The organism is Diaphorobacter sp. B2A2W2 (assembly GCF_056730635.1).
Genome location: NZ_JBWZOR010000003.1, coordinates 167,398 through 192,752, shown reverse-complemented (window position 1 = coordinate 192,752; position 25,355 = coordinate 167,398). Strand labels below are relative to the sequence as shown.

24 protein-coding genes are annotated in these 25,355 nt (G+C 68.9%); 15 read left to right on the top strand and 9 right to left on the bottom strand.

What is annotated here, in order from left to right; all coding sequences use genetic code 11:
• Positions 1–75: 75 nt before the first annotated feature.
• From AC1PPL_RS06980 to AC1PPL_RS06950, 7 genes are all read left to right on the top strand, one after another.
• Positions 76–1,761: an AMP-binding protein gene (locus AC1PPL_RS06980; protein WP_011803975.1), complete on the top strand. Its 1,686-nt coding sequence runs from the start codon at positions 76–78 to the stop codon at positions 1,759–1,761.
• 34 nt (positions 1,762–1,795) lie between these two features.
• Positions 1,796–2,722, top strand: coding sequence for an MBL fold metallo-hydrolase (locus tag AC1PPL_RS06975; protein WP_479972964.1), 927 nt, complete (start codon positions 1,796–1,798; stop codon positions 2,720–2,722).
• A 240-nt stretch (positions 2,723–2,962) separates the two neighbouring features.
• Positions 2,963–5,269: a TonB-dependent receptor gene (locus AC1PPL_RS06970; RefSeq protein WP_479972963.1), complete on the top strand. Its 2,307-nt coding sequence runs from the start codon at positions 2,963–2,965 to the stop codon at positions 5,267–5,269.
• Positions 5,270–5,321: 52 nt separating this feature from the next.
• Positions 5,322–6,419, top strand: coding sequence for an alpha-hydroxy acid oxidase (locus AC1PPL_RS06965; protein WP_479972962.1), 1,098 nt, complete (start codon positions 5,322–5,324; stop codon positions 6,417–6,419).
• On the top strand, positions 6,413–7,096 hold the full coding sequence (locus AC1PPL_RS06960; RefSeq protein WP_103738538.1) for a Fe2+-dependent dioxygenase: 684 nt from the start codon (positions 6,413–6,415) through the stop codon (positions 7,094–7,096). Before AC1PPL_RS06965 ends, AC1PPL_RS06960 begins: the two co-directional genes overlap by 7 nt.
• A 58-nt stretch (positions 7,097–7,154) precedes the next feature.
• Positions 7,155–7,424, top strand: coding sequence for a PepSY domain-containing protein (locus tag AC1PPL_RS06955; protein WP_011803970.1), 270 nt, complete (start codon positions 7,155–7,157; stop codon positions 7,422–7,424).
• The gene (locus AC1PPL_RS06950; RefSeq protein WP_011803969.1) at positions 7,405–7,977 is read left to right on the top strand and encodes a cytochrome b/b6 domain-containing protein; all 573 of its coding nucleotides are present in this window, start codon (positions 7,405–7,407) and stop codon (positions 7,975–7,977) included. The genes AC1PPL_RS06955 and AC1PPL_RS06950 overlap by 20 nt, the downstream gene beginning before the upstream one ends.
• Positions 7,978–8,051: 74 nt before the next feature.
• On the opposite strand, the gene AC1PPL_RS06945 is transcribed toward AC1PPL_RS06950, so the two are convergent.
• Positions 8,052–10,034: a lytic transglycosylase domain-containing protein gene (locus AC1PPL_RS06945; protein ID WP_479972961.1), complete on the bottom strand. Its 1,983-nt coding sequence runs from the start codon at positions 10,032–10,034 to the stop codon at positions 8,052–8,054.
• Between the two features lie 14 nt (positions 10,035–10,048).
• Between AC1PPL_RS06945 and AC1PPL_RS06940 the strand changes: the two genes are divergently transcribed.
• From AC1PPL_RS06940 to AC1PPL_RS06920, 5 genes are all read left to right on the top strand, one after another.
• On the top strand, positions 10,049–10,621 hold the full coding sequence (locus AC1PPL_RS06940) for a 5-formyltetrahydrofolate cyclo-ligase (RefSeq protein WP_011803967.1): 573 nt from the start codon (positions 10,049–10,051) through the stop codon (positions 10,619–10,621).
• 129 nt (positions 10,622–10,750) lie between these two features.
• Positions 10,751–11,437 carry a glutathione S-transferase family protein gene (locus AC1PPL_RS06935; protein ID WP_047350066.1) on the top strand — a complete coding sequence of 229 codons (687 nt, stop codon included), beginning with the start codon at positions 10,751–10,753 and terminating at the stop codon, positions 11,435–11,437.
• Between the two features lie 17 nt (positions 11,438–11,454).
• Entirely contained in the window at positions 11,455–12,222 is a 768-nt protein-coding gene (locus tag AC1PPL_RS06930; protein WP_479972960.1) for a metallophosphoesterase family protein, read from the top strand.
• Positions 12,223–12,312: 90 nt separating this feature from the next.
• A complete protein-coding gene (locus tag AC1PPL_RS06925; RefSeq protein WP_479972959.1) occupies positions 12,313–12,519 on the top strand; it encodes a hypothetical protein in 207 nt (68 codons plus the stop codon).
• A gap of 13 nt (positions 12,520–12,532) precedes the next feature.
• Positions 12,533–13,810 carry a multifunctional CCA addition/repair protein gene (locus AC1PPL_RS06920; RefSeq protein WP_479972958.1) on the top strand — a complete coding sequence of 426 codons (1,278 nt, stop codon included), beginning with the start codon at positions 12,533–12,535 and terminating at the stop codon, positions 13,808–13,810.
• 144 nt (positions 13,811–13,954) lie between these two features.
• On the opposite strand, the gene trxC is transcribed toward AC1PPL_RS06920, so the two are convergent.
• Positions 13,955–14,392: a thioredoxin TrxC gene (trxC, locus tag AC1PPL_RS06915; protein WP_479972957.1), complete on the bottom strand. Its 438-nt coding sequence runs from the start codon at positions 14,390–14,392 to the stop codon at positions 13,955–13,957.
• 126 nt (positions 14,393–14,518) lie between these two features.
• On the opposite strand from trxC, the gene otsB reads away from it, so the two are divergent.
• The 3 genes from otsB to otsA are packed head-to-tail and all read left to right on the top strand — an operon-like array spanning position 14,519 to position 18,502.
• Entirely contained in the window at positions 14,519–15,250 is a 732-nt protein-coding gene (gene otsB / locus AC1PPL_RS06910; protein ID WP_479972956.1) for a trehalose-phosphatase, read from the top strand.
• Positions 15,247–17,067, top strand: coding sequence for a glycoside hydrolase family 15 protein (locus AC1PPL_RS06905; RefSeq protein ID WP_479972955.1), 1,821 nt, complete (start codon positions 15,247–15,249; stop codon positions 17,065–17,067). Before otsB ends, AC1PPL_RS06905 begins: the two co-directional genes overlap by 4 nt.
• Positions 17,068–17,083: 16 nt before the next feature.
• Entirely contained in the window at positions 17,084–18,502 is a 1,419-nt protein-coding gene (otsA, locus tag AC1PPL_RS06900; RefSeq protein ID WP_479972954.1) for an alpha,alpha-trehalose-phosphate synthase (UDP-forming), read from the top strand.
• Positions 18,503–18,577: 75 nt separating this feature from the next.
• On the opposite strand, the gene AC1PPL_RS06895 is transcribed toward otsA, so the two are convergent.
• From AC1PPL_RS06895 to AC1PPL_RS06865, 7 genes are all read right to left on the bottom strand, one after another.
• Positions 18,578–19,588 (bottom strand): ROK family protein, encoded by a 1,011-nt coding sequence (locus AC1PPL_RS06895; protein ID WP_479972953.1) that lies wholly within the window; start codon positions 19,586–19,588, stop codon positions 18,578–18,580.
• Positions 19,589–19,684: 96 nt separating this feature from the next.
• Complete coding sequence (locus AC1PPL_RS06890; RefSeq protein WP_011803958.1) at positions 19,685–19,879, bottom strand: DUF2905 domain-containing protein; 195 nt, start codon at positions 19,877–19,879, stop codon at positions 19,685–19,687.
• A 297-nt stretch (positions 19,880–20,176) separates the two neighbouring features.
• Positions 20,177–21,079 carry an ABC transporter permease gene (locus tag AC1PPL_RS06885; protein ID WP_479972952.1) on the bottom strand — a complete coding sequence of 301 codons (903 nt, stop codon included), beginning with the start codon at positions 21,077–21,079 and terminating at the stop codon, positions 20,177–20,179.
• A gap of 9 nt (positions 21,080–21,088) precedes the next feature.
• On the bottom strand, positions 21,089–22,030 hold the full coding sequence (locus AC1PPL_RS06880; protein WP_479972951.1) for an ABC transporter ATP-binding protein: 942 nt from the start codon (positions 22,028–22,030) through the stop codon (positions 21,089–21,091).
• Entirely contained in the window at positions 22,030–23,130 is a 1,101-nt protein-coding gene (locus AC1PPL_RS06875; RefSeq protein ID WP_479972950.1) for an ABC transporter substrate-binding protein, read from the bottom strand. The genes AC1PPL_RS06880 and AC1PPL_RS06875 overlap by 1 nt, the downstream gene beginning before the upstream one ends.
• Positions 23,131–23,225: 95 nt before the next feature.
• Positions 23,226–24,125 carry a TauD/TfdA dioxygenase family protein gene (locus tag AC1PPL_RS06870; protein WP_012655542.1) on the bottom strand — a complete coding sequence of 300 codons (900 nt, stop codon included), beginning with the start codon at positions 24,123–24,125 and terminating at the stop codon, positions 23,226–23,228.
• A 115-nt stretch (positions 24,126–24,240) separates the two neighbouring features.
• Positions 24,241–25,341, bottom strand: coding sequence for a class I SAM-dependent methyltransferase (locus tag AC1PPL_RS06865; RefSeq protein WP_479972949.1), 1,101 nt, complete (start codon positions 25,339–25,341; stop codon positions 24,241–24,243).
• Between the last annotated feature and the right edge of the window lie 14 nt (positions 25,342–25,355).

Here is a 25,355-nt window from a genome sequence, read left to right as displayed (position 1 = left end):
AGCCCGGTATGGCGCGTCCAAGGCCACTTCCACAATCGGTGCGATCTTGCCCCATACCGCAACGAGGACCCTTGCATGGAACGAATCTGGCTCAAGAACTACCCCGCTGGCGTGCCGCACGACGTGGATGCCGATGCCTACCCCTCGGTGGCGCAGATGCTGGAGGAGTCCTTCCACCGCCACGCCGACAGCCCGTTCTCGGTATGCATGGACCGGTGGATGAGCTACCGCGAACTCGACCGCCTGTCGGCCCGGCTTGGCGCGTGGCTGCAGGGCCAGGGTCTCGCGCCCGGTGCGCGCGTGGCCATCATGCTGCCCAACGTGCCGCAGTTCGCGGTGACCATGGCCGCCGTGCTGCGCGCGGGCTACACGTGCGTGAACGTGAACCCGCTGTACACCGCGCGCGAGCTGGAGCACCAGCTCAAGGACTCGGGCGCCTCGGCCATCGTCATCCTGGAGAACTTCGCGCACACGCTGGCCGAGGTGATCGACCACACTGCCGTGCAGCATGTGGTGATCGCCTCCATGGGCGACCTGCTGGGCGCTTGGTACGGACGCTGGATCACCTTTGCCGTGCGCCACCTGGCCAAGATGGTGCCCGCGTACGAGCTGCCCCTGACGGGCGGGCGCCAAGTGATCAGTTTCAAGCGCGCGCTGGCCCTGGGCGAGCGGCGCACGCTGACCCCGGCACGCGTCGCGCCCGACACGCCGGCCTTTCTGCAGTACACGGGCGGCACCACGGGCCTGTCCAAAGGCGCAGTGCTCACCCAGCGCAACATCGTCGCCGCGACGCTGCAGGCCGAGGCCTGGTTCACCCCCGCGCTGGGCAAGATCGGCGATCTGAGCCGCGCCAACAGCATTGCCGCGCTGCCGCTGTACCACATCTTCGCGCTCACGCTGTGCCTGCTGGCCATCCGCCAGGGCTCGCGCCTGACGCTGATCCCGAACCCGCGGGACATCCCTAAGTTCGTGGAGGTGCTGAAGAAGCGCCCCTTCCACATGCTGCCCGCCGTGAACACGCTGTTCAACGCACTGCTGCAGAACCCGCAGTTCCGCCATCTGGATTTCTCGCAGCTGTGCGTGGCGCAGGCCGGCGGCATGGCCGCGACCGAGGCCACGGCCCAGCAGTGGAAGGCCGTGACGGGCGCCACCATGATCGAAGGCTGGGGCATGAGCGAGACCTGCGCCATCGGCACCAACAACCCGGTGAACAGCACCGCCTTCAGCGGCAGCATCGGCCTGCCGCTGCCAGGCATCGACATCGCCATCAAGGACGACGCAGGCGCGAGCCTGCCCATCGGCTCGGCGGGCGAAATCTGCATCAAGGGCCCCAACGTGATGCCCGGCTACTACAACCAGCCCGAGGAAAATGCCAAGGCCTTCACGCCCGACGGCTTCATGCGCACGGGCGACATCGGCGTGATGGACGAGGAGGGCTACACGCGCATCATCGACCGCAAGAAGGACATGATCCTGGTGAGCGGCTTCAACGTCTTCCCCAACGAACTGGAGCAGGTGGTGGCCCTGTGCCCGGGCGTGCTGGAATGCGCCGCCGTGGGCGTGGCCGACGACAAGCAGGGCGAGGCCATCAAGGTGTTCGTGGTGCGCAGCGACCCCTCGCTGACCGAGGACGACGTGGTGCGCTACTGCCATGAACACCTGACCGGCTACAAGCGGCCAAAATACATCGAATTCCGCGACGAACTGCCCAAGACCAACGTGGGCAAGATCCTCCGACGGGAGCTGCGCGACGGCAAGTGATGCCGCGCCCCGGTTACTCCAATTTTCATAGCTGATGCCGCTTGTTCCACCTGCCCTACCGCCGGAAATCATTGTCATCGAGCGCGGCTGGCTGTCGGCCAACAACGTGCTGCTGTTGGGGCGCGACTGCACGGCGCTGGTGGACAGCGGCTACTGCGCCCACGCGCCGCAAACCGTGGCGCTGGTGGAGTCGGCGCTGGACGGGCGTGTGCTGGACCAGTTGCTCAATACCCACCTGCACAGCGACCATTGCGGCGGCAATGCCGCGCTGCAGGCGCGCTGGCCGCAGCTTGCCACCCGCATCCCCCCGGGGCAGTGGGCACAGGTGCAGGACTGGGACCCGGTGGCGCTGAGCTACGTGCCCACCGGCCAGGAGTGCCCGCGCTTTCGTGCCGACGGCGTGCTGCCCCGCGGCACCGAGGTGCAGCTGGGCGACCGCGCGTGGCAGGTGCACGCAGCCCCGGGGCATGACACCCATGCCGTGGTGCTGTTCGAGCCGCACGCCCGCGTGCTGATCTCGGGCGACGCGCTCTGGGAGAACGGCTTCGGCGTGGTGTTCCCCGAACTGGACGGCGAGCAGGCTTTTGCCGAGGTGGGCGCCACGCTGGACCTGATCGAGCGGCTGGACCCGCTCACCGTGATCCCCGGCCACGGCAGCGTGTTTGGCGACGTGCCCGCCGCGCTGGCGCGGGCGCGGCGCCGGCTGGCGGGTTTCGAGGCCGACCCGGTCAAACACGCGCGCCACGCGGCCAAGGTGCTGCTCAAGTACAAGCTGCTGGAATGGCAGCAGGCGCCGCTGGCGCAAGTGCATGCCTGGTTGGCGGCCACACCGTACTTCGGCCTGCTGCACCAGCGACACTTTGCGCAGCAGACCGCATCCGTCTGGGCCGAGCAGCTGATGCAGGAACTGGTGGACGCCGGCGCGGCCCGGCGCGAGGGCGGCGCGCTGCTCAACGCCTGATCGCCCTGCCGCCGTGTGCCATCCGGTAACGGGGCACGCGCCAGCATTGGCCGAATACTTGCCGCGCTGGGCGGGACTTCGCGCGCCCAACCGTGGGTTTGTTGCCAAACCACCACAAAACACCACTGCTGCTGACGTTTCCGCCACTGTGGGTGAGGCATTTTTGCACTTATTGACGCAAACGAGATTGATTCGCAACAATAATCCCTAGCGAATAATTCCAACCTCTCGTTTCCAGCAATGCCCTCCTCCTCCCCTCTCAAGAAGCCCAAGAGCCTGCGCATGGCCGCAGCCCTGCTGCCGCTGAGCGCCATCGCCCAGGTGCAGCCTACGCCCGCCCCCGTCACCACGCTGCCCACGGTGACGGTGCAGGAGCAGGCCATCGATCCCAACCCCAACGCCGAGGTCGGCGCGCCCTACAAGGCCAAGACCTCCGCCGACACGCGCCACACCCGCCCGCTGGCCGAGACGCCGCAGACCATCCAAGTGGTCACCGGCGAGGCCATCCGCGACTCCGGCGCCACCGACCTCAAGCAGATCCTGGCCGCGCAGCCCGGCATCACCCTGGGCACGGGCGAAAACGGCAACGCCTTTGGCGACCGCTACATCATCCGCGGCCAGGAGGCGCGCTCGGACGTGTTCGTGGACGGCCTGCGCGACCCCGGCATGACCACGCGCGAGAGCTTCGCCATCGAGCAGGTGGAAGTCACCAAGGGCCCCAACTCCAGCTTCGCGGGCCGCGGCTCGGCAGGCGGCGCGGTGAACGCCGTGACCAAGCAGGCCACCCTGGACTATGACTTCACACGCGTGTCCGCCGGCGTGGGCACCGACAGCCACCACCGCGTGACGCTGGACATGAACAAGGGCTTCACCGACAAGTTCGCCCTGCGCGCCAACGCCCTGACCTCGGGCGAGGACGTGCCGGGCCGCAGCCCCTCGCAGCGCCGCCGCGACGGCCTGGCGCTGTCGGGCCTATGGGAGATGAACCAAGACCTGTCCGTCACGCTGGACTACTATGGCCTGCGCGCCAAGGACAAGCATCCCGACCTGGGCGGCTACCTCGTGGGCACGGTGCCCAACCGCCGCCCCGCCACGGGTGTGCCGGTCTATGCGCAGAACAGCGACTTCCTGAATTCCGACGTGGACACGGTCACCGCGCGCATCGCCTACCGCTTTGCGCCCGACCTCAAACTCACCAGCCTGACGCGATACGGCCAGTCGGACAACCGCTACGCCACCACGGGAGCCTCCAACGGCACGGTGCTGGACGCGGCCAACAACCCGATCGGCACGGCCGGCGTGCTGGACGGCGGCCACACCGGCTGGCAGGACGTGAAATATTTCGCGCACCAGAGCAACCTGCGCTGGGACAAGCAGATCGGCAGCCTCAAGCATGAATTCATCTTCGGCTTCGAATACACCGACCACAAGGTGAAGTCCGGCAACTACGGCGTGACCAACACCGGCGCCACCAACTGCCGCGTTTCGGGCCGCAACGGCCCGCAGGCCGGCTGGTGCATCACTGATCTGAACGGCAACCCCGTGAGCAACCTGGGCGACCTGGCCGGCCGCAGCTACGAACGCCGCAGTTGGACACGCGACTGGCGCGTGAAGACCTTCGCACTGTCGGCCATGGACACGGTGGACCTGACCGACCAGTGGACCGTGTTCGGCGGCCTGCGCGCCGACCACTACGACCTGTCGCTGGACACCCGCAACAACCAGACGGGCGCGATCACGGGCAACTACGGCTTCAACGACACACTGCTCAACGGCCACCTGGGTGTGAGCTACAAGATCAACCCCATGGGTATGGTCTATGCAAGCTACGGCACGGCGCAGGACATCAACGGCGGCGAACCCGACACCGGCACGAGCAGCGGCTACGGCGGCCTGGTGATCCACAACGGCAGCGCCGCCGGCGCCAAGCCCGAGACCTCGCAGAACATCGAGCTGGGCACCAAGTGGAACCTGCTGGACGACAAGCTGCTGGCCACCGCCGCCGTGTTCCAGACCACCAAGGACGACGTGATGGAGGGCGCCAACTACGACACTGAAGGCACCTTTAATACCGGCAAGAACCGCGTGCGCGGCATCGAACTGGGCCTGGCCGGCAATCTCACCAAGAACTTCCAGCTGCAAGCCGGAGCGGCGATCATGAAATCCAAGGTGCTGCGCTCGGCCGTGGCGTCCAACGTGGGCAACCCGCTGTCCAACTTCGCCGACCGCTCCTTCACCGTACAGGGCAAGTACCAGCTCACGCGCGACTTCTCCTTCGGCGCCGTGGCGCGCTACGAGAGCAGCCGCTGCGGCGGCCAGCCCGACACCGGTGCCGGCTACACCAACGGCATGTGCTCGCAGCCGGTGCCCTCGTTCAGCGTGTACGACCTGTTCGCGTCCTACCGCATCAACAAGCACGCCGACCTGCGCCTGAACGTGCTGAACGTGACCGACAAGGACTACTACACCGCCGTGTACCGCTCGGGCGCCTTCCTGTACAAGGGCGACGGCCGCGCAGTGCGCCTGACGCTGAACCTGGACTTGTAATCAAATAGGCTGCTAGCGCTTGATGGGCAAGCGCTGGCAGCTATCAAATTTGATGACACCACATATTCCCGCAGGCGTCTGGAACGCCATCGACTACGAACGGCTCGCGCCCCAGCACATGGACGCGGGCCGTCTTGCCTATGTGGCCGGCGGCTGCGGCTGGGACCGCACGGTGGCCGCCAACTGCGCCGCCTTCGCCGCCTGGGCCATCGTGCCGCGCCTGCTGCGCGACGTGCGCGGCGGCCACACGCGGCTCACGCTGGGTGGGCTGGACCTGCCCCACCCGCTGCTGCTGGCCCCGGTGGCGCACCAGCGCCTGGCCCACTCCGAGGCAGAAGTCGCCACCGCCCGCGCCGCCCAGGCCACGGGCACCTGCCTGGTGGCCAGCACGCTGTCGTCGTGCACGCTGGAGACGATCGCGGGTGCCGCCGGCCCCGCGCGCTGGTTCCAGCTGTACCTGCAGACCGAGCGAGAACACACGCTCGCCCTGCTGCGCCGCGCCGAGGCCGCGGGCTACCGCGCCATCGTGCTCACGCTGGACGCCAGCATCCAGCTGGCCAGCCGCAGCGCGCTGCAGGCGGGTTTTGTGATGCCCGCCGACTGCACGCCCGCCAACCTGGCGGCCTACCCACCGCCCGCGCCGCCCGTACTGGGCGCGGACGACAGCCGCATCTTCCAGGGCGCCATGCGCCACGCCCCTACCTGGGACGACCTGCGCTGGCTGCTGGGCGAGGCCCGCCTGCCTGTGTGGATCAAGGGCGTCATGCACTCCGACGACGCCCGCGCGCTGCAGGCGGCGGGCGCGGCCGGCCTCATCGTCTCCAACCACGGCGGGCGCAGCCTGGACGGCGCGCCCGCGTCCCTGCATCGCCTGCCCGCCGTGCGCGCCGCCGTGGGCGAGGGCTACCCCGTGCTGCTGGACGGCGGCGTGCGCAGCGGCGCCGACGCCTTCAAGGCCCTGGCACTGGGCGCCGACGCCGTGCTCATCGGCCGCCTGCAGATGTACGCCCTGGCCGTGGCGGGTGCGCTGGGCGTGGCCCACATGCTGCAGCTGCTGACCGAGGAGCTGCACGCCTGCATGGCCCAGGCCGGCTGTGCCCAGCTCTGCGACATCACCCCCAATTGCCTCACACCGCAACCACCATGCTGATCTCCATCGACCAGGTCCTCTCCAAGACGGAGGTGCGCGACTTTCGCGCCCAACTGGACGCCGCCGCCTGGGACGACGGCGCCGCCACCGCCGGCACGCTGGCCAAGAGCGTCAAGCGCAACCAGCAGATCACCGACGGCAGCGAACTCTGCCAGCGCCTGGGCCAGCACATCCTGCGCCGGCTGAGCAGCACGCCGCTGTTCATCAGCGCCGCGCTGCCGCGCACCATCTACCCGCCGAAGTTCAACCGCTACGCCGACGGCGGCACCTACGGCGCGCACGTGGACAGCGCGCTCATGTTCCTGCCCGGCAGCCACCAGCAGATGCGCACCGACCTGTCGGCCACGCTGTTCCTGGCCGAGCCCGAGGAATACGACGGCGGCGAGCTGGAAGTGGAGGGCCCCTTCGGCGTGCAGGCCGTGAAGCTGGCCGCCGGCGACATGGTGCTGTACCCCTCCAGCAGCCTGCACCGCGTCACGCCCGTCACGCGCGGGGCGCGCGTGGCATCGTTCTTCTGGATCGAGAGCCTGGTGCAGGACGAGGGCGAGCGCACGCTGCTGTTCGACCTGGACCAGTCCATCCAGCAACTCACGCCGCTGGTGGCGCCCGACGACCCGCGCCTGGTACAGCTCACGGGCGTGTACCACAACCTGCTGCGCCGCTGGGCCAGGCCCTGAGCACACCGGCGAACGATCACCGCAACCCATTCTTTTCCGGCAAGAAAGAGAGCCCCGCATGACATCCTGGATCCCGCACATCGCCGCCCTGGCGCTCGCCGTCTCGGCCAGCAGCGCCTTCGCCCACGGCAAGGTCACCTGCCCCGAGCATCCCCCCGCCGAATGGCGACCGCACACCGAGCTGGAGCAGAAGCTGGTGAAGGAAGGCTGGACCGTGCGCCGCATGGAAAAGACCGAAACCTGCTACGAGGTCTACGGCAAAGACCCGCAGGGCAAGCGCGTGGAAGCCTTCTTCGACCCCAAGACGCTTGAGCGCGTTCAAGACTGACGGTGCGCGCGCCGCCGGCGCACCGCTGCGCGTGTGGGACCGGCCCGTGCGCCTGCTGCACTGGGGCCTGGCCGCGTGCGTGGCCATGGCCTGGTGGAGCAGCGACGACACCGGTCCGCTGCACGAGCGCGTGGGCTACGTGGCCCTGGCCCTGCTGGCCGCGCGCGTGGCGTGGGGATTCGGCGGCAGCCGCTATGCGCGTTTCGCCCAGTTCGTGCGCACGCCTGCGGCCACGCTGGCCTATGCGCGCCTGGCGCTGGCGGGCCATGCGCCGCGCTACCTCGGCCACAACCCGCTGGGCGCCTGGATGGTGCTGGCACTGCTGGCGATCATGGCGTTGCTGGGCTTCACGGGCTGGCTCTACACCACCGACCGGTTCTGGGGCTATGGCTGGCTGGCCCACCTGCACCAGTCCCTGGGCTGGGCCCTGCTGGCCTGCGTGGCCCTGCATGTGGGGGGCGTGCTGTGGACCTGCCTGCAGCACCGCGAGAACCTGGTGCGCGCCATGGTCACCGGCCGCAAGGCGCCGCCGCGGGGTGACGATGTGGCATGAAAATGGCTCCAGCGCTTACCCTGCAAGCGCTGAAAGCTCCTTTTTATATAGCGCAGCAGGCCCTCAAGGCAGATTCAAGGCAGATCCTTGTTCGGCTCCGGCGCGCGCGCGTCGCGCGGGCCCACGGTGCCCAGCCGGCTCTTGAGCGACTGCGGCTGGCCGGTGAGGATGGCGGCGTAGTTCACCGTATTGGCCAGCACCTTCTTCACATAGTCGCGCGTCTCGCTGAAGGGCACGTTCTCGGCCCAGATGGCCGCGTCCAGCACCGGGCCGTTGCGCCAGTTGCGCGGGCGGCCCGGGCCGGCGTTGTAGGCTGCCGCCGCCAGGGGCATGGAACCGTCGAAGTCGTCCAGCGCCAGCTTCAGATAGGCGGTGCCGATGGCGATGTTGGTGTCGCGGTCGTAGAGCTGCTGGGGGGAGAAGCCCTCCAGGCCGATCTTGCGCGCCGTCCAGCGCGCGGTGGCGGGCATCACCTGCATCAGGCCCGACGCGCCCACGCCCGAGCGGGCATCCATGATGAAGCGGCTTTCCTGGCGGATCAGGCCATAGACATAGGCCGGGTCCAGCCCGATGCCGCGCGCGCGCTCCACCACGGCGGAACGGAACGGCATCGGAAAGCGCTGCGCCGCGTCGATCACGCCCTTGGTGCGCTCGCTGGTGTTGATGCAGCGGTCCCACACCTCGCGCTGGCAGGCGAAGTCGGCCGCGGCCAGCAGCTCGCGCTCGCCCATGCCGCCAGGGGTGTGCAGGTTGGTGGTGTAGTTCCACTCGCGCACGCCTTCGCTGCGCAGGCCCATCAGGATGGCGTACAGCGCACGGTTCAGGCCGGGGTTGGCGCGCGCGGTGGTTTTTTCTTCCTCGGTCAGCGGTGCGGGCGCCGGGGGCAGCGTGACGCGCTCGCCCAGTTCCTCCAGCGCCAGCTGTTCATAAAAGCCCGTGGTGCCGGCGATGCGCGCATACAGCTGGCGCGCGGCCGCGCGATCCTCGTCGCCGGGTCGGTTGGCCATGAGGGCGCGCGCCTTCCAGTACGTCCAGACGCTTTCCTGGCGCGCCGCGGGGCTCATGGCATCGATGCTGCGGCCCACCAGCTTCCATTGCCCGGCCCGCAGCGCGGCGCGCGCGCGCCAGGCCAGCATGTCGTCGGTCAGGTCGGCATCGCGGCCCACGTTGGCGTAGTAGCTGAGCGCATCGGGCGACAGCGCCGTGGCGGCCTGCTTGCCGATCAGGCCCCAGAGCCAGTTGCGCTCCTCAGCCGACAGGTGCGGTCCCCATTTGCTGTCCAGCAAGCTGGCGGCGTTGGCGACATCGCTCATGGCCATGCGGGTCAGCGCCAGCACCACCAGTTCCTGGCGCTCCTTGCCACGCGCCGTGGCACGGCCCGTGAGGTACTTGGTGGGCGAATCCAGCGCCTCGCGCAGTTGCGGCAGCGCATCGGGCGCGACGATTTCCACCGCCTTGCGCACCACACGCAGGCGGTTGGCCTCTGCGCCCAGACGCGCCTTGCGCCACACGTCCAGGGGCTTGATTTTCTTGGCGGCCAGCATCTCGGCGGCGGCACTGGAGCAGCCGTCGTCCAGCTCGCGCAGCGCATACCAGTGGCGCAGCATCTCGGCGCCGGCACTCTCGGCGGCCGTGCCCTTGATCTGCTCGATCGCGAGCGCGTAGCAATGCACCTCGCGGTCATCGCCCATGCGGAACTGCGGGTGAAATTCTGCGAACTGGTCCCAGTCGCGGCGTTGGCCCAGCAGCAGCAGCCAGTCGTTGCGCAGGCGGTCTTCCTGGTAGGTGCCCGCCCAGCGCTGCAGGAAGGCGGTCACTTCGGAGGGTTGGGCCTCCTCCAGCCGCGCACGCAGTTCCCAGTACGCGGCCCAGGGCTCCAGGGCATGGCCGCGCGCGCCCGGCAGCAGCGCGGCAAGCCGCTGCTTGTCGCCCTTGCGGAAGGCTTTCTGCATCTCCAGGACGGTGTCATCGCCGCGGTTTTGCGCCCCGGCCCACGGCGCGGCGGTGGCCAGCGCAGCGCCGGCGATCAGCGGTGTCAGAATCTTCATCCAAAGCATTGGGGGATTATGTGATGGACAAAGCAGCCCTGCGCCGCGCATTGGTAGAACAGCGCCTAAATCTGCCGGACCGCCTGCAGCGCGCCGACCAGCTGCAACGCGTGATGCGCATTTGGCTGGTGGACCGCCCGGACACCATCATCGGCGCCTACTGGCCGATCAAGGGTGAGTTCGATCCGCTGCCCGCGCTGCACCGCTGGAAGGAAGATGGCGAGTTGCTGGACGAGCCCCAGCTGCGCCGCATCGGCCTGCCCGTGGTGGACAAGGTGCACAAGACGCTCACCTTCCACGCCTGGTATCCCGGCTGCCCCATGGAGGAAGACGCCTACGGCATCCCCAAGCCCAAGGACACCGAGCTCATCCACCCCACGCTGCTGTTCGTGCCCTGCGTGGGCTACGGCCCGGGCGGCTACCGCCTGGGCTACGGCGGGGGCTTCTACGACCGCACGCTGGCGACGCTGCAGCCCCGCCCCGCCACCGTGGGCCTGGGGTTCACCCACGGCTACCTGGACGACTTCGAGCCCGAGGCACACGATCTGCCGCTGGACGCCATACTCAACGACAACGGCGTGGTCTGGCCGGTTTGACGCTTCAAAAACAAGAGCGGTTTGCGCTTGGCATACGGTGCTTTCAAGCAAATAACGAGCTCAAACCCTGTGATTACGGGCGCGAGCAGCTCTTTTTAACGTAGCACCACAGCATCAAGGAACCCCTCCATGCTCCAGCTCTACATTGGCAACAAGAACTACTCCTCCTGGTCCATGCGCCCCTGGGTGCTGCTGCGCCAGGCCGGCATCGCGTTCGAGGAAGTGCCCGTGCGCTTTGACAGCTTCGATGCCAATTCGCAGTTCAAGCGCCAGCTCAAGGCCGTCACCCCCGTGGCCAAGGTGCCCGTGCTGGTGGATGGGGACATCACCGTCTGGGACAGCCTGGCCATCGCCGAATACCTGGCCGAGCAGTACCCCGACAAGCATCTGTGGCCCCAGGACAAGGCCGCGCGCGCCCGCGCCCGCAGCGTGGTGGCCGAGATGCACAGTGGCTTCGGCGCGCTGCGCAGCCACTGCGGCATGAACATCGAGGCCCGCCTGCCCGAAGTGGGCGAGATCGTGTGGCGAGACCAGCCCGCCGTGCGCGCCGACGTGCAGCGCCTGGTGGACATGTGGAGCGAGCTGCTGGACCAGCACGGCGGCCCCATGCTGTTCGGCCAGTTCAGCATTGCCGACGCGTTCTATGCGCCAGTGTGCATGCGTCTGGCCACCTTTGCCCTGCCCGTGCCTGAACACATCACCGCCTATGTGCAGCGCGTGCAGCAGTTGCCGGGCGTGAAGGCCTGGATCGACGGCGCACTGGCCGAGCAGGACTTCGTGCCGTTCGACGAGCCCTACCGCGCACGGCGCGGCTAGCCCGCCGGCGCGGTGCCATGAAACTGCACATCCTGTCCGACCTGCACCTGGGCGTGCAGGGCATGGAGCACCCGCGCACCGACGCGGATGTGGTGATCCTCGCGGGCGACATTGCCCGCCCCGCGGCCGCCGTGGCCTGGGCGCAGGGCTTCGCCAAGCAGGTGCTGTACGTGCCGGGCAACCACGAGTTCTACGGCTCCAGCCTGCAGGACACCGCGCAAGAGCTGCGCCGTCTGTGCGAGGACAGCTCCGTGCACCTGCTGGACAACCGCAGCCTGGTGCTGCAGGGCGTGCGCTTCATCGGCAGCACGCTGTGGAGCGACTTCCGCGTGGCCGGCGATGGCGCCGCCCGCACCGAGGCCATGGCCCAGGCCCAGCAGTTCATGCGCGACTTCAGCCGCATACGCACGGGTGGCGCAGACGGCGGGGCGCTCTTCACGCCCCAGCATGCGGCCGAACTGTTCGACGCCAACGCCCGCTGGCTGGCGCGCGAACTCGCCCAGCCCTTTGCCGGCCTCACCGTGGTCGTCACCCACCACGCGCCTTCGCCACACAGCATCCACCCGCGCTTTGCGGGCTCGCCCATCAACGCCGCCTTCGTGTCCGATGCACAGGCCCTGGTCGAGGGCAGCGGCGCGCGGCTATGGGTGCATGGGCACACGCACGACAGCTTCGACTACCGGCTGCACGGCACACGCGTGCTGTGCAACCCGCGCGGCTATGCCAAGGATGGGCAGGTGGAGAACGCGCGGTTCAACCCCCACCTGGTTGTAGAGGTGGCGTAACCACCAGTCAGGCCAACGCGTCGAAAGGCTTGCACCACGGCCGACGCCCCCCCAAAACCTGCGTGCCCGCGTCCCGCTGGCCGAGGGCACATGGCTTTTCACCTGGACAAGCCTACGCGTTGCGCCTGCAAACCGGCGGCGGTCGCACCGCTGCAAGCGGTGGCCGTGGACGCCGGCATCGACGAGGACGATCTGCGCAGCGAAGAACGCGTCGGCTACTGCCACCTGCGCCCTGCCTCATCCAGCATGGCGGCAGTCCTGGCGATGACGTGCGGACAGCGACCGATTCCAGGTTGAATACACTGCCCCCATGCAGATTTACATGGTGGGCGGCGCCGTGCGCGACCGGCTGTTGGGCCGCCCCGTCAATGACCACGACTGGGTCGTCGTCGGCGCCACGCCCGACGACATGGTGGCACGCGGCTACCTGCCCGTGGGGCGCGACTTCCCCGTCTTCCTCCACCCCGAGACGCGCGAGGAATACGCGCTGGCGCGCACCGAGCGCAAGAGCGGGCGCGGCTACCGCGGCTTCGTGGTGCAGACGTCGCCCGACGTGACACTGGAAGAAGACCTGTCACGGCGCGACCTTACTATCAATGCAATAGCTGCCAGCGCTGACTGGACGGGCGCTGGAGACCTCTTTGACCCTTATGGCGGCGCGCGCGACCTGCAGGCGCGGGTACTGCGCCATGTGACCGACTCCTTCCGCGAGGACCCGGTGCGCATCCTGCGCGTGGCGCGCTTTGCGGCGCGTTTCACCGACTTCACCGTAGCGCCCGAGACGATGCAGCTCATGCGCGAGATGGTGCACGACGGCGAGGCCGACCACCTGGTGCCCGAGCGCGTGTGGCAGGAGCTGGCGCGCGGGCTCATGGAGCCGCAGCCCTCGCGCATGTTCGACGTGCTGCGCGACTGTGGCGCGCTGGCCGTGGTGCTGCCCGAGGTCGAGCGCCTGTGGGGCGTACCCCAGCGCCCCGAATACCACCCCGAAGTGGACACCGGTGTGCACCTGATGATGGTGCTGGACATGGCAGCCCATTTGCAGGCCCCGCTCACCGTGCGCTTCGCATGCCTCACGCACGACTTGGGAAAAGGCACCACGCCGCACGACGTGCTGCCGCGCCATATCGGCCATGAGCAGCGCAGCGCGCGGCTGCTCAAGGCCGTGTGCGAACGCTTGCGCGTACCGGTGGAATGCCGCGAACTGGCCGACGTGGTGGCGCGCGAACACGGCAACATCCACCGCAGCGGCGACCTGGGCGCTGCCGCGCTGGTGCGCCTGCTGGAGCGCTGCGACGCCATCCGCAAACCCGCGCGGCTGGACGAGATCCTGCTGGCCTGTGAATGCGATGCGCGCGGACGCCTGGGTTTTGCCGATCGGCCCTACCCGCAGCGCGCGCGCATCAACGCCGCGCTCGCGGCCGTGCAGTCGGTCACCACCAGCAGCGTGGCTGCGCACGCTGCGCAACTGGGCCTGAGCGGCCCCAAGGTGGGCGAGATGATTCACGCCGCCCGCGTACAGGCCGTGGCCGACTGGCTTCATGCCACCGCGCAGCCTGCCCCAGAGCCTCGGGGCAACGCTGGCTGAGCACCTGTGGTGCCTCGCCCCGGTGAGGATTCCCGGTGAGGATTGGCCGCGGGTACGCAGCAACAGCCATTCGTATGGCGAATCGTTAGCGCCGCGGCCCCACAACAGGGGCGAGCGCCACGCGAGGGTTGGTTCCGCAGCGCCTTACACCGACTGCACCCAGCGCGCGATATCGGCCGCACCCAGCGCACCAGAGATGCGCGCTGCCTCCTGTCCGCCGCGAAACAGGATCATCGTCGGGATGCTGCGGATGCCGTAGCGCGCCGCGATCGCGGGGTGCGCCTCGGTATCCAGCTTGGCCAGCCGCATGCGCGGCTCCAACTCGCGCGCAGCCTGCGCGAAGGCTGGCGCCATCTGGCGGCAGGGGCCGCACCACGGCGCCCAGAAGTCCACCACCACCGGCAGATGGCTGCGCGCTACGTGCCGGTCGAAGCTGGCCGCATCCAGCGCCAGCGGTTCGCCCGTGAACAGCGGCCGGTGGCAGCTGCCGCAGTCGGGCGCACCGCCCAGTTGCGCAGCCTGCACGCGGTTGGTGGTGTGGCAGTGGGGGCAGACGACGTGCAGTGCTTCGGGGGAGCTCATGGAGGACCTCGCGGGGGTTGGCGAAACCAGGCAATTGCGGGTAAGGGGTCAGGTTTTCAATGCCTACGGCCCTGCGGGTAACCGGCCTACAGTGGCCGCGCACGTGCAGGGTTAAGGTTGCGGGCGATGCCCACGCCGCCTCTGCCGACTTCCCGCCACGCCCTGTTCCTCGACTTCGACGGCACGCTGGCCGACATTGCCGCACAGCCGCATGCCGTGCAGCTGCCGCCCGGCGTGGTGGACTGCCTGCAAGCACTGCATGTGCGGCTGGAGGGGGCGCTGGCCATCGTCACCGGCCGCACCATGGCCGATATCGACCATTTTTTGGACCCGTTGCGCCTACCCGTGGCCTGCGAGCATGGCGCGCATTACCGCCTGGGCAACGGGCGCAGGGGTGGCCTGCCGGCGCTGCCACTGCAGCCGCTGCTGGCCGCGCTGCGCCCGCTGATGGCGCAGCACCCCGAGTTGCTGCTGGAGGCCAAGAGCGCCGGCCTGGCGCTGCACTACCGACAGGCGCCGCAACTGCAGGCGTTGTGCCTGCAGGCGATCACACAGGCGCTGCGCGAGGTGCCGGGCGCCGAGTTGCTGCACGGCAAGTTCGTGTACGAGGTCAAGCCCGTGGGACCGGACAAGGGCCGCGCGATCACTGACTTCATGCGCCTGGCTCCCTTCGCCGGGCGCGCGCCGCTGTTCGTGGGTGACGATGTGACGGACGAAGCCGGCTTTGCCGCTGCACAGTCGCTGGGGGGCCTGGGCATCAAGGTGGGCGAAGGCGCCACGCGCGCCCACGCGCGGCTGGCCACACCTGCTGCCGTACGCCAGTGGCTGCAGCATGCCGTGGGCGAGGAGATCACATGACGAGCAAAGCACCTCACGTGGGCGCCACCGCCATGGCCGCACCGTCGCTGGCGCTGGGAATGATCGGCAATTGCACCATCAGCGCGCTGGTGGATGCGCGCGCCTGCATCGTCTGGAGCTGCATGCCACGCTTTGACGGCGACCCGGTGTTCAATGCGCTGGTCCAGCCCGGCCCCGATGGCAGCCGCTTCGCCATCGAGCTGGAGGACTTCGCCCGCAGCGAGCAGTGGTACGAGCCCAATACGGCCGTGCTGCGCACACACCTGACCGACGCGCACGGCAACTGCCTGGAAGTGACCGACTTCTGCCCGCGCTTCTTCGCACGTTCTCGCGCCTTTCGCCCCGTGATGCTGGTGCGCCGCGTGCGACCGGTGCGGGGGGCACCGCGCATCCGCGTGCTGGTACAGCCGCGCTACGACTGGGGCATGGCCCTGCCCGCCCTCACGCGCGGCAGCAACCACATCCGCTACGTGGGGGGCGACTTCACGCTGCGGCTGAACACCGACGCGCCCGTGGCGTACGTGCTCTCGGGCGAGCCCTTTGTAGCGGGGCGCGAATACAACTTCCTGCTCGGCGCAGACGAAACGCTCTCCGGCGGCATTGGCGACACCGCACGCCACTATGAGCAAGAGACCGTGTCGTACTGGAAGCACTGGACCCAGCGCCTGCATCTGCCGCTGCAGTGGCAGGAGGCCGTGATCCGCTCGGCCATCACGCTGAAGATGTCGCTGTTCGAGGACACGGGCGCCATCGTCGCGGCGATGACCACGAGCATCCCCGAATCGGCGCACAGCGGCCGCAACTGGGACTACCGCTACTGCTGGCTGCGCGACGCGTTCTTCGTGGTGCGCGCGCTCAACAGCCTGTCGGAAGTGGGCACCATGGAGGACTACCTGCGCTGGCTCGGCAACATCGTGGCCAAAACCGGCAGCGGCCACATTCAGCCGCTGTACGGCATCGGGCTGGAGCACGAGCTGCCCGAATCCGTCCTGCCCCACTTGGCCGGCTACCGCGGCATGGGCCCGGTGCGCGTGGGCAACCAGGCGGCAGAGCACTTCCAGCACGACGTGTACGGCAACATCGTGCTTGGCGCGGCGCAGTCCTTCCACGACCGGCGGTTGCTGCACCCCGCCGGCGCCGCGGAGTTCGAGCGCCTGGAGCGCGTGGGCGAGCTGGCCCTGCAGGTGTACGGCAAGCCCGACGCGGGCATGTGGGAGCTGCGCACGCGCGCGCGCATCCACACCTCATCAGCCCTCATGAGCTGGGCGGCCTGCGACCGGCTGGCCAAGATCGCACGCGCCCTGCAACTGCCCGAGCGCGCCCATTACTGGCAGCAGCATGCGCAGCGCATGCATGGCGAAATCCTGGAGCTCTCGTGGCACGCCAAGCGCCGGGTGTTTGCTGAGAGCTTTGGCGGCAGCGAACTGGACGCCAGCGTGCTGCTGATGGCCGAGGTGGGCCTGATCCACCCCACCGACCCGCGCTTCGTGAGCACGCTGGACGCCATGGAACACACGCTGTGCGACGGCCCCTTCATGCGCCGCTACGAAGCCGCGGACGATTTCGGCAAGCCCGAGACCGCGTTCAACATCTGCACCTTCTGGCGCATCGATGCGCTGGCGCGCACCGGCCGACGCGAGCAGGCGCAGGAGATCTTCGAGGCCATGCTGGCCGTGCGCAACCCGTTGGGACTGCTGTCCGAAGACACCCACGCCGCCACGGGCGAGATGTGGGGCAACTTCCCTCAAACCTATTCCATGGTGGGCATCATCAATGCCGCCATGCGGCTGTCCGCCCCCTGGGACAGCGTGATCTGACCTGGAGCTTTCCTGCATGAGCCGACTCGTCGTCATCTCCAACCGCCTGGCCGACCCGCGCAAGAGCGCTGCCGGTGGCTTGGCAGTGGCCCTGGGCGACGCGCTGGCACGCACGGGCGGCCTGTGGTTCGGCTGGAGCGGCACGGTCACCGCGGACGGCACGCCCGGCGAAGGTGCGCTGCAAACACACCAGGCCGGCAACGTGACCCTGGCCACCGTGGACCTGTGCCAGGCGGACCACGCGGCCTATTACCAGGGCTACGCCAACAGCGTGCTGTGGCCGGTGCTGCACTACCGGCTGGACCTGGCCGACTTCAGTGCCAATTACAGCGAGGGCTACCGCCGCGTGAACCAGATGTTCGCGCGCAAGCTGCTGCCGCTGCTGCGCGAGGACGACGTGATCTGGGTGCACGACTACCACCTGATCCCGCTGGCGGCGGAGCTACGTGCGCTGGGTTGCCGCCAGCGCATCGGATTTTTCCTGCATGTGCCCGTTCCGCCGCCGCTCATCCTCGCAGCGCTGCCGCAACACGAGTGGCTGATGCGTTCGTTCTTTGCCTACGACCTGGTGGGCCTGCAAAGCGAGGCCGACGTCGTCCACTTCACACGCTACATGGTCAACGAAGCCCATGCGCAAGAGCTGGACGGGCAGCGCCTGCGCGCCTTCAACGCCACCGTGCGCGTGGCGGCCTTCCCCATCGGCATCGATGTGCAGGAGTTCCAGCGCCTGGGCCGCGCACCCGATGCCGTGCAGACCTGCGAAGCCCTGCGCGCGGAGTATTCACGCCGCCAACTGTTGCTGGGCATCGACCGGCTGGACTACTCCAAAGGCATCCCCCACCGCGTGCGCGCCTTCCGCCAGCTGCTGGAACGCTACCCCGAGAACGAGCACAGCGCCACACTGGTGATGATCGCCTCGCCCTCGCGCGACGACGTGCACGCCTATGCCGACCTGCGCCAGGAGCTGGAGGGCCTGTGCGGCGCCATCAACGGCGACTATGGCGATCTGGACTGGATGCCGCTGCGCTACATCCACCGCACCGTCGCGCGCAAGCGCGTGCCCGGCCTGTGCCGCGCGGCACGCGTGGGGCTGGTCACGCCGCTGCGCGACGGCATGAACCTGGTGGCCAAGGAATACGTGGTGGCGCAGGAGCCCGAGGACCCGGGCGTGCTGGTGCTGTCGCGCTTTGCCGGCGCGGCCGAGCAGCTCAAGGAAGCTTTGCTGGTCAACCCCTACGACACCCAGGGCATGGCCGACGCGATCCAGACCGCGCTGCGCATGCCGCTGTCCGAGCGCCAGTGGCGCCATGAACGGCTCATGGAACGCATCCAGCGCCATGACGTGCACTGGTGGCGCAACAGCTTCCTGCAGGCGCTGCGCGACGAGGCTGCGCCGCCGGTCACCGCGCCGGCAGGGGCCGTGGCAGCCTCTTGAGGGTTGTCTGGGTGCACGCGTCCTGCGCGCAGTGGCCTCGCCACGCCCCAGCCTGTCAAGGCAGCCGCTGTGAGTTCAACTGGGTTGCTGCAGCAGAGCCAACGCCGCGTAGTCGCCCACCTGGGCGCCCAGGCCCGCAGGCACCAACTCTACCCCGGCGGTCAGCGCGGGGAAGTAGCGCGCCAGTTGCGCACGCAGCAGCGGCAGCAGCAGCGCCTGGTGGTGCAGGAACACGGCACCGCCCAGGCTGATGCGCCGCAGGTCCAACGTGGCCACCAGGTTGTACAGCAGCCGTCCCATCAGCACGCACAGCGCCTGCACTTCGGCCAGCGCGGCCGCGTCACCCGCGTCCGCCGCCGCCATCAGCGCGGGCGCCTCCCGGCCCAGTCGGCGCGGCAGCGCACTGCCCGCGACGAGCGACTCCACATCGCCCTGGTTGCCGCAGCCGCACAGCGCCAGGTCGCCCCCCATGTCGAGGTCGCCCACGAAGCTGTGGCCGGCATGGCCCGCGTTGCCGTTCTTGCCGCGCAGCACGCAGCCGTCCACGCACAGGCCGACGCCGATGCCGGTGCTCCAGGTCACATAGGCGCAATCGTCCTCCCCCCGCAGCGCTCCCCACAGCCGCTCGGCCTGCAGCGCGGCGACGGCATCGTTGGCAACATGCACGCGGTCTGCGCGCAGCGCCTGCGCCAACGGCGCCTGCAGCGGCACCCGGGTCCAGTCGTTGCCCAGGCCGCGCGGCGCACCGGCGAGCCCTCCGCAGATGTTGGGGTTGACCACTTCGACCATGCCCGCACTCCGCACGAACGGCCCGCAGGACGCCACGCCCACACCCGCCAGGTCCGAACGCTTGATGCCCTGCTGCGTGCAGGCGGCATCCAGCAGCCGAAGCACCTGCTGGGCCAGCGCATCCGGCACACCGGTCTTGGCGGTGGGCTCCGCCACGCGCGTGAGCAACACCGGCGGCCCGCTGCCGTTGGCAGGGTCCGCCAGGCACACGGCCACCTTGGTGCCGCCAATGTCCACGCCGGCATGCAGGCCCGGCGGCTGGGAGGTAGGAGGTTGCTGCGGCATGGGGCCCATCATGGCGCAACCGTAGCGCCCTCGGCTGTAGGGCAAAAACGTTTATCTCAATTGATAGCTGCCCGCGCTTGTTCAGCAAGGGCTAGCGCCATAAAAGACTCACAACCATTTGACCGCTAGGCTGAGCAGGAAGCTCAGCAGCACGGTGCTGGCCAGCGGAATGAACCAGTCGCGCCCGAAGAGGCGGAACTGAAAATCCCCCGGCAGCCGGCCCAGCCCCAGGCGGCGCAGCCAGGGGGTGAGCCCGTTGATGAGCACCAGGGCGAGGAAGACGACGAGAAGCCAGCGCAGCATGGGCCGAGTGTAGGCGCCTGCAGCCCGCGTGGCGTGCCGCTAGGGCCTGTGATGGAAGGAGTCGCGAAGCTCATGACAGCCTGCCCATCAAGGCGCGTGACGCAGTGCGTGCGCCCGCACGCACAAGGAACGCAACACCGAGGGGGGCTGTCATGAGCTTCCCTTCGGGTTGCCTCGCAAAGGGGCCGTCTGCGGCGTTGCCCGCGCTTGCAAGGCACGAGCCTTGCGGCGCGCAAGCGCCTTGCATCCACCCCCTTTGCGAGGCAACGCGATCCCCTTCCCTAGTGTTCACAGGCCCTAGCGCTGCACGCCCCAGCGTCGCACCGTCAGGCGCTCCAGCGTGTGAAAGCCCAGGTTCTCCACCGCCAGGCCGATGGCGATCACCATGGCGAGGCCCGCGAAGACCTTGTCTGTGTAGAGCTCATTGCGGTTCTGGAAGATGTACCAGCCCAGGCCGCCCTGCCCCGAAGACGCGCCGAACACCAGTTCCGCCGCGATCAGCGTGCGCCAGGCGAAGGCCCAGCCGATCTTCAACCCCGACAGGATGGACGGCAGCGCCGCGGGCACCAGCAGTTGCAACACGTAGCGCAGGCCCTTCAGGCCGTAGTTGCGCCCCGCCATGCGCAGCGTTTCGGGCACGCCTTGAAAGCCCGCGTAGGTGTTGAGCGCCAGCGGCCACAGCACGGAATGCACCAGCACGAAGACCAGGCTGCCCTGCCCCAGGCCGAACCACAGCAGCGCCAGCGGCAGCAGCGCGATCGCCGGCAGCGGGTTGAACATGGCCGTCAGCGTGGACAGCAGGTCGCGTCCCAACTGCGTGGACACGGCCAGCGTGGTGAGCACGAAGGCACAGGCGATGCCCGCGAGGTAGCCCTTGAGCAGCACGGCCAGCGACAGTGCCGTCTTGTGCAGCAGCTCGCCCGAAGCCACGCCCTGTGCGAAGGCCTGCGCGGTCTGCAGGAAGGTGGGCAGCAGCAGGTCGTTGTCCTGCCAGCGCGCAACGGCTTCCCACAGCAGCGCGAGCACGGCCAGGATCAGCGCCTTGCGCAGCGCGCCCTGCTGCCAGAGGCGGCGGCCCAGCGGCAGCGGCTGCGCGGGCGCCACGCGTCCGAGCGGGGGCAGGGTGTGCAGCACTTCGGGGCGCACGGGCGGGTGCAGCGCGAAGGGCGCCGCGGGGACGGAAGAGGTTGGAAGGCTCATGGGCAGAGGTCAGGCGAAGGTGGGCGGAACAGGCGCGTGCGGGGCATCGGAAGGTGCGGCGCCGTGCACAGGCTCATCGAACAGCAGCGCATGCACCCGCTGCGCGGTGGCCTGGAAATCGGCGCCGCCCGCGCTGTGCAGCCCGAACTGGTGGCAGTTGATCTCGGCACGCAGGCGCCCGGGGTGCGGCGAGAGAATGGCGATGCGGCTGCCCACCACCAGCGCTTCCTCGATGGAATGGGTGACGAACACCAGCGTGAAGCGCAACTCGTCCCACAGCGCCAGCAGTTCCTCCTGCATGCGCCGGCGCGTGAGCGCATCCAGCGCCGCAAAGGGCTCGTCCATCAGCAGCACCTGGGGCTGCATGGCCAGCGCGCGGGCGATGGCCACGCGCTGCTTCATGCCGCCCGACAGCTGGTGCGGGTGCACGTCGGCAAACCGGGCCAGGCCCACCTTGTCCAGGTACAGCGCGGCGCGCTCGGCCGCCTCGGCGCGCGTGGCGCGGCGCGAGGCCAGCAGCGGAAACATCACGTTCTCGCGCACGGTCTTCCAGGGCGGCAGCTGGTCGAACTCCTGGAACACCACCACGCGGTCGGGCCCCGGCGCGGTGACCGCCCGGCCCTGCAGGCGCACGACACCCTCGGCAGGCGCGATGAACCCGCCAATGGACTTGAGCAGCGTGGACTTGCCGCAGCCCGACGCGCCCAGCAGCACATAGCGCTCGCCCGCATGCACGTCGAAGGAGACTTGGTGCGTGGCACGCACCACGCGCTCGTGTGTGCGGTAGTCGAGGCTCACGCCCTGCACCTGCAACAGCGGTGCAGGTACTGCTGGGGCCACACTGACTGGGTGGCTGGCCGGATGGACTGCTGGCTGATGGCCTGGGCTGGCGCCGGGCGGGCCGCCCCAGGCGGTCGCGCCGCTCGCTTCGCCCTGGAATGCGGTGCGCATCAGTTGCCTCCTGCAATGCGCGGATCGTCGAAGAAGTAGTCCTGCAGCGCCACGGGCTGGTGCTTGAGCGCGCCCACGCGGTGCAGGAACTGCCCCAGCCCCAGCGTGTTCTGCGGGCGGATCTGGAACTGCACCTCGGGGTTCTTCAGCACCTGCAGCAGCAGCTGCCGGTCGGTGTTGCCGCCGTGGGTGCGCAGGTAGATGTCGGCCGCCTGCTCGGGCTGCGCGGCAATGAAGCGCGCCGCCTCGTCCAGCGCGTCCAGCAGCGCGCGGTAGGTCTTGGGGCTGTCGTTGCGGAATTTCTCCGTGGCGTAGAGCACCGTGGCCGAGGCCGGCCCGCCCAGCACGTCGTAGGACTTGAGCACGATGTGCGCGGCCGGGTTGGCGGCCAGTTCCTGCTCCTGGAAGGGCGGGTTGCCGAAGTGCGCGGTGATCTCGGTGCCGCCCTTGATGATCGCCGCGGCCGCGTCGGGGTGCGGCAGGGCCACCTGCAGCTTGTCCAGGCGGTTGAATCCCAGGTCGCCCCAGCGCTGTGCGGAGGCCAGTTGCAGGATGCGCGACTGCACCGACACACCCACGGCCGGCAGCGCAATGCGGTCCTTGTCGGTGAAGTCGGCAATGGTCTTGACCGCTGGGTTGTTGCTCACCAGGTAGTACGGGAAGTTGCCCAGCGACGCCACGCCTTTCACATTCTGGCGGCCGCGCGTGCGGTCCCACAGCGTGAACAGCGGGCCTACGCCCGCGCCGGCGATGTCGATGGAGCCGGCCAGCAGCGCATCGTTGATCACGGCGCCGCCCGAGAGCTTGACGAACTCGACCCGGATGTCCACACCCGCAACCTTGCCGTGCTTCTCGATGAGCTTCTGGTCCTGCGCCACGTTCAGCAGCAGGTAGACGATGCCGAACTGCTGGGCGATGCGCAATTGCCCCTCGGCCGCCTGGGCCACACCGTGCGCGCCCAGCAGCAGGCCGGCGACCGAGCAGAGCACCGCACCGCGGCGGGTGGCGCGACGCAGGAAACGAAGAAAAAAATGGCGCAGGGGCCCGTGCACCGGGCTGTGCGATTGCGGTGTGGGCGTCGCGGAAGGGAGGGTCGTCATAGGTTCTGTCCTTTTTCAGGCAAAAAGTGGCCCTGGCGCTTGCCCGGCAAGCGCCAACAGCTATCAATTGGTGAGTGTGCGAAGGGGCGGCGGGATCAGCGGGGCGCGTCGCCCTCTACCGTGGTGCGGTAGAGCTTGCGGCGCTCGGTGTCGGGGGTGCCGGCGGCCAGGTGCAGCACCGCGCGGTTGTCCCAGAACACGAGGTCGTGCGGCTGCCACTGGTGGCGGTAGACGAATTCGGGCCGCACGCTGGCAGCGAACAGCTCCTGCAGCAGCGCGCGGCTCTCCTCCTCCGGCAGGTCCAGGATGCGCGTGGTGAAGTGCTCACTCACGAACAGCGCCTTGCGCCCCGTCGCCGGGTGGGTGCGCACCACGGGGTGCACGGCCGGCGCCACCTCGGCGATCTGCGCGGGTGTGAGCCGCGGGCGCCAGGGGTTGCGCTGGCGCAGTTCCTCATAGCGTGCCAGGTAGCTGTGCTCCGCCCGCAGATGAGCGATGCGCTGCTGGGTGGCCTCGGGCAGCGCGTCGTAGGCGGCGTACTGGTCGGCAAACAGCGTGTCGCCGCCCACATTGGGCAGCTCCTGCGCATGCAGCAGCGAGCCCAGGCTGGGCTTGTCCTTGTACGACAGGTCCGAATGCCATAGCGAACCCGCGTCGCCCAGCCCGGTGGGTTCGCCGTTCTCGTCGCGGATGTTGGAGACCACCAGCACTTCGGGGTGGCCCTGCAGCGCGAATTTGCGCTGCACATGGATCTGCAGCGGCCCGAAGCGGCGGCTGAAGGCTACCTGCTGCGCGGGCGTGATGCGCTGGTTGCGAAAGACCAGCACCACATGCTCCCAGTGCGCGCGCAGGATGCGGTCGAAGTCCGCATCGCTCAGCGGCTGGGCCAGGTCCAGCCCGAGCACCTCGGCGCCCAACGGGGCCGGCAGGCGGCGGATCTCAAACTCTTGCGATGCCTGTGAGGCAAGGCCCGGATCGTGGGGTAAAGCGGACATCGTGACAGCTCCTGTGCAGCGGTGGGTGAAGACGTGCAGTCACTGTAGGCGTCGCTTTTTATTTCTAAAAATACTGTTTTCTTGGTTGTTTAACACCAAAACATCTATAGAAACCTCAGAGCCGGTGGCTCCGGTCACCCTGCGCAAAGCCCATGGGCCGCCACGGCTCGCCTGCGCCCACGGCCAGCACCTTGAACAGCTCGCCCATTTCGTGCTCCATCATCAATTTGGCCGCTTGGGCCCGCTGGGCCTGCGTCAACCGCTCCAGTTCGGATAGCAGACCGCAGTTGATGAGAAAGTGCGCCTGCGTCGTGTAGCCCAGCACCTGCAGCCCCGCGTCCTGCGCGGCCAGGGCCATCGCGGTGAAGTTGACGTGCGCGGTGATGTCCTTGAGGCCTACGTCCGCCAGCGGGTCGGAATCCACCTGGTGCCCGCGGTGGCACACCAGCGTGCCCATGTGCCGCTGGGGGTGGTAGTACTCGTCCTCGCCAAAGCCGTAGTCGATCAGGAAGGCCGCGCCGCGCACGAGGTGCTGGGCCAGCGTGCGCATGAAGGCCTCGCCCTGGGGGTGGATCTCGGTGAGGTAGTCGTGCGGGCCGTCGATCTCCACCGGCGGGCGCAGCGGGGTGGGACGGTCTTGCCACACAAAGCCGTTGCCCGACTCGTCCAGGGCCACGCCGCGCTCGTGCCACAGGCCCGCGCGGCGCTGCAGCAGTTGCACGGGCATGGCGTCCAGCACCTCATTGCCGACCACCACGCCCTGCATCTGATCGGGCAGACGGTCGACCCAGTGCACGCGGTCGCCCCAGGCCGCCAGCGTGGCCTGCTGGCGTGCGCGCAGGCTACCCGACAGGTCCACGATGGTGTAGCGCCGCACACGGTCGCCCAACGCGCCCAGCAACTGGGCGGCCAGCGCGCCGCTGCCGGCGCCAAACTCCCAGACCTCGTCGGTGGCGGTGGCGTCCAGTGCCTCGCGCACCTGGCGGGCCAGCACGCGGCCGAAGACGGGGGACAGCTCGGGCGCGGTCACGAAGTCGCTGCCGCTGGCGGGCATGGCGCCGAACTTTGGCAGGTCGCCCGCGTAATAGCCCAGGCCCGGCGTGTACAGCGCCAGCGCCATGAACCGGTCGAAGCCGATCCAGCCTCCCGCCTCGGCAATGGCCTTGGCGACATGGGTCTGCAGGGCGCTCGGTAAAATTGTGGGTTTGCTCGTCACGCGCCCGATTGTCC

Bases quoted from the DNA above. Each gene is read 5' to 3' on its own strand.
- AC1PPL_RS06945 (WP_479972961.1), bottom strand. From the start codon at position 10,034: ATGCTTTGGATGAAGATTCTGACACCGCTGATCGCCGGCGCTGCGCTG.
- AC1PPL_RS06880 (WP_479972951.1), bottom strand. From the start codon at position 22,030: ATGCGCACCGCATTCCAGGGCGAAGCGAGCGGCGCGACCGCCTGGGGC.
- AC1PPL_RS06930 (WP_479972960.1), top strand. From the start codon at position 11,455: ATGAAACTGCACATCCTGTCCGACCTGCACCTGGGCGTGCAGGGCATG.
- AC1PPL_RS06870 (WP_012655542.1), bottom strand. From the start codon at position 24,125: ATGTCCGCTTTACCCCACGATCCGGGCCTTGCCTCACAGGCATCGCAA.
- otsA (WP_479972954.1), top strand. From the start codon at position 17,084: ATGAGCCGACTCGTCGTCATCTCCAACCGCCTGGCCGACCCGCGCAAG.
- AC1PPL_RS06955 (WP_011803970.1), top strand. From the start codon at position 7,155: ATGACATCCTGGATCCCGCACATCGCCGCCCTGGCGCTCGCCGTCTCG.
- otsB (WP_479972956.1), top strand. From the start codon at position 14,519: ATGCCCACGCCGCCTCTGCCGACTTCCCGCCACGCCCTGTTCCTCGAC.
- AC1PPL_RS06885 (WP_479972952.1), bottom strand. From the start codon at position 21,079: ATGAGCCTTCCAACCTCTTCCGTCCCCGCGGCGCCCTTCGCGCTGCAC.
- trxC (WP_479972957.1), bottom strand. From the start codon at position 14,392: ATGAGCTCCCCCGAAGCACTGCACGTCGTCTGCCCCCACTGCCACACC.
- AC1PPL_RS06875 (WP_479972950.1), bottom strand. From the start codon at position 23,130: ATGACGACCCTCCCTTCCGCGACGCCCACACCGCAATCGCACAGCCCG.
- AC1PPL_RS06970 (WP_479972963.1), top strand. From the start codon at position 2,963: ATGCCCTCCTCCTCCCCTCTCAAGAAGCCCAAGAGCCTGCGCATGGCC.
- AC1PPL_RS06890 (WP_011803958.1), bottom strand. From the start codon at position 19,879: ATGCTGCGCTGGCTTCTCGTCGTCTTCCTCGCCCTGGTGCTCATCAAC.
- AC1PPL_RS06920 (WP_479972958.1), top strand. From the start codon at position 12,533: ATGCAGATTTACATGGTGGGCGGCGCCGTGCGCGACCGGCTGTTGGGC.
- AC1PPL_RS06940 (WP_011803967.1), top strand. From the start codon at position 10,049: ATGGACAAAGCAGCCCTGCGCCGCGCATTGGTAGAACAGCGCCTAAAT.
- AC1PPL_RS06960 (WP_103738538.1), top strand. From the start codon at position 6,413: ATGCTGATCTCCATCGACCAGGTCCTCTCCAAGACGGAGGTGCGCGAC.
- AC1PPL_RS06965 (WP_479972962.1), top strand. From the start codon at position 5,322: ATGACACCACATATTCCCGCAGGCGTCTGGAACGCCATCGACTACGAA.
- AC1PPL_RS06975 (WP_479972964.1), top strand. From the start codon at position 1,796: ATGCCGCTTGTTCCACCTGCCCTACCGCCGGAAATCATTGTCATCGAG.
- AC1PPL_RS06935 (WP_047350066.1), top strand. From the start codon at position 10,751: ATGCTCCAGCTCTACATTGGCAACAAGAACTACTCCTCCTGGTCCATG.
- AC1PPL_RS06925 (WP_479972959.1), top strand. From the start codon at position 12,313: ATGGCTTTTCACCTGGACAAGCCTACGCGTTGCGCCTGCAAACCGGCG.
- AC1PPL_RS06905 (WP_479972955.1), top strand. From the start codon at position 15,247: ATGACGAGCAAAGCACCTCACGTGGGCGCCACCGCCATGGCCGCACCG.
- AC1PPL_RS06980 (WP_011803975.1), top strand. From the start codon at position 76: ATGGAACGAATCTGGCTCAAGAACTACCCCGCTGGCGTGCCGCACGAC.
- AC1PPL_RS06895 (WP_479972953.1), bottom strand. From the start codon at position 19,588: ATGATGGGCCCCATGCCGCAGCAACCTCCTACCTCCCAGCCGCCGGGC.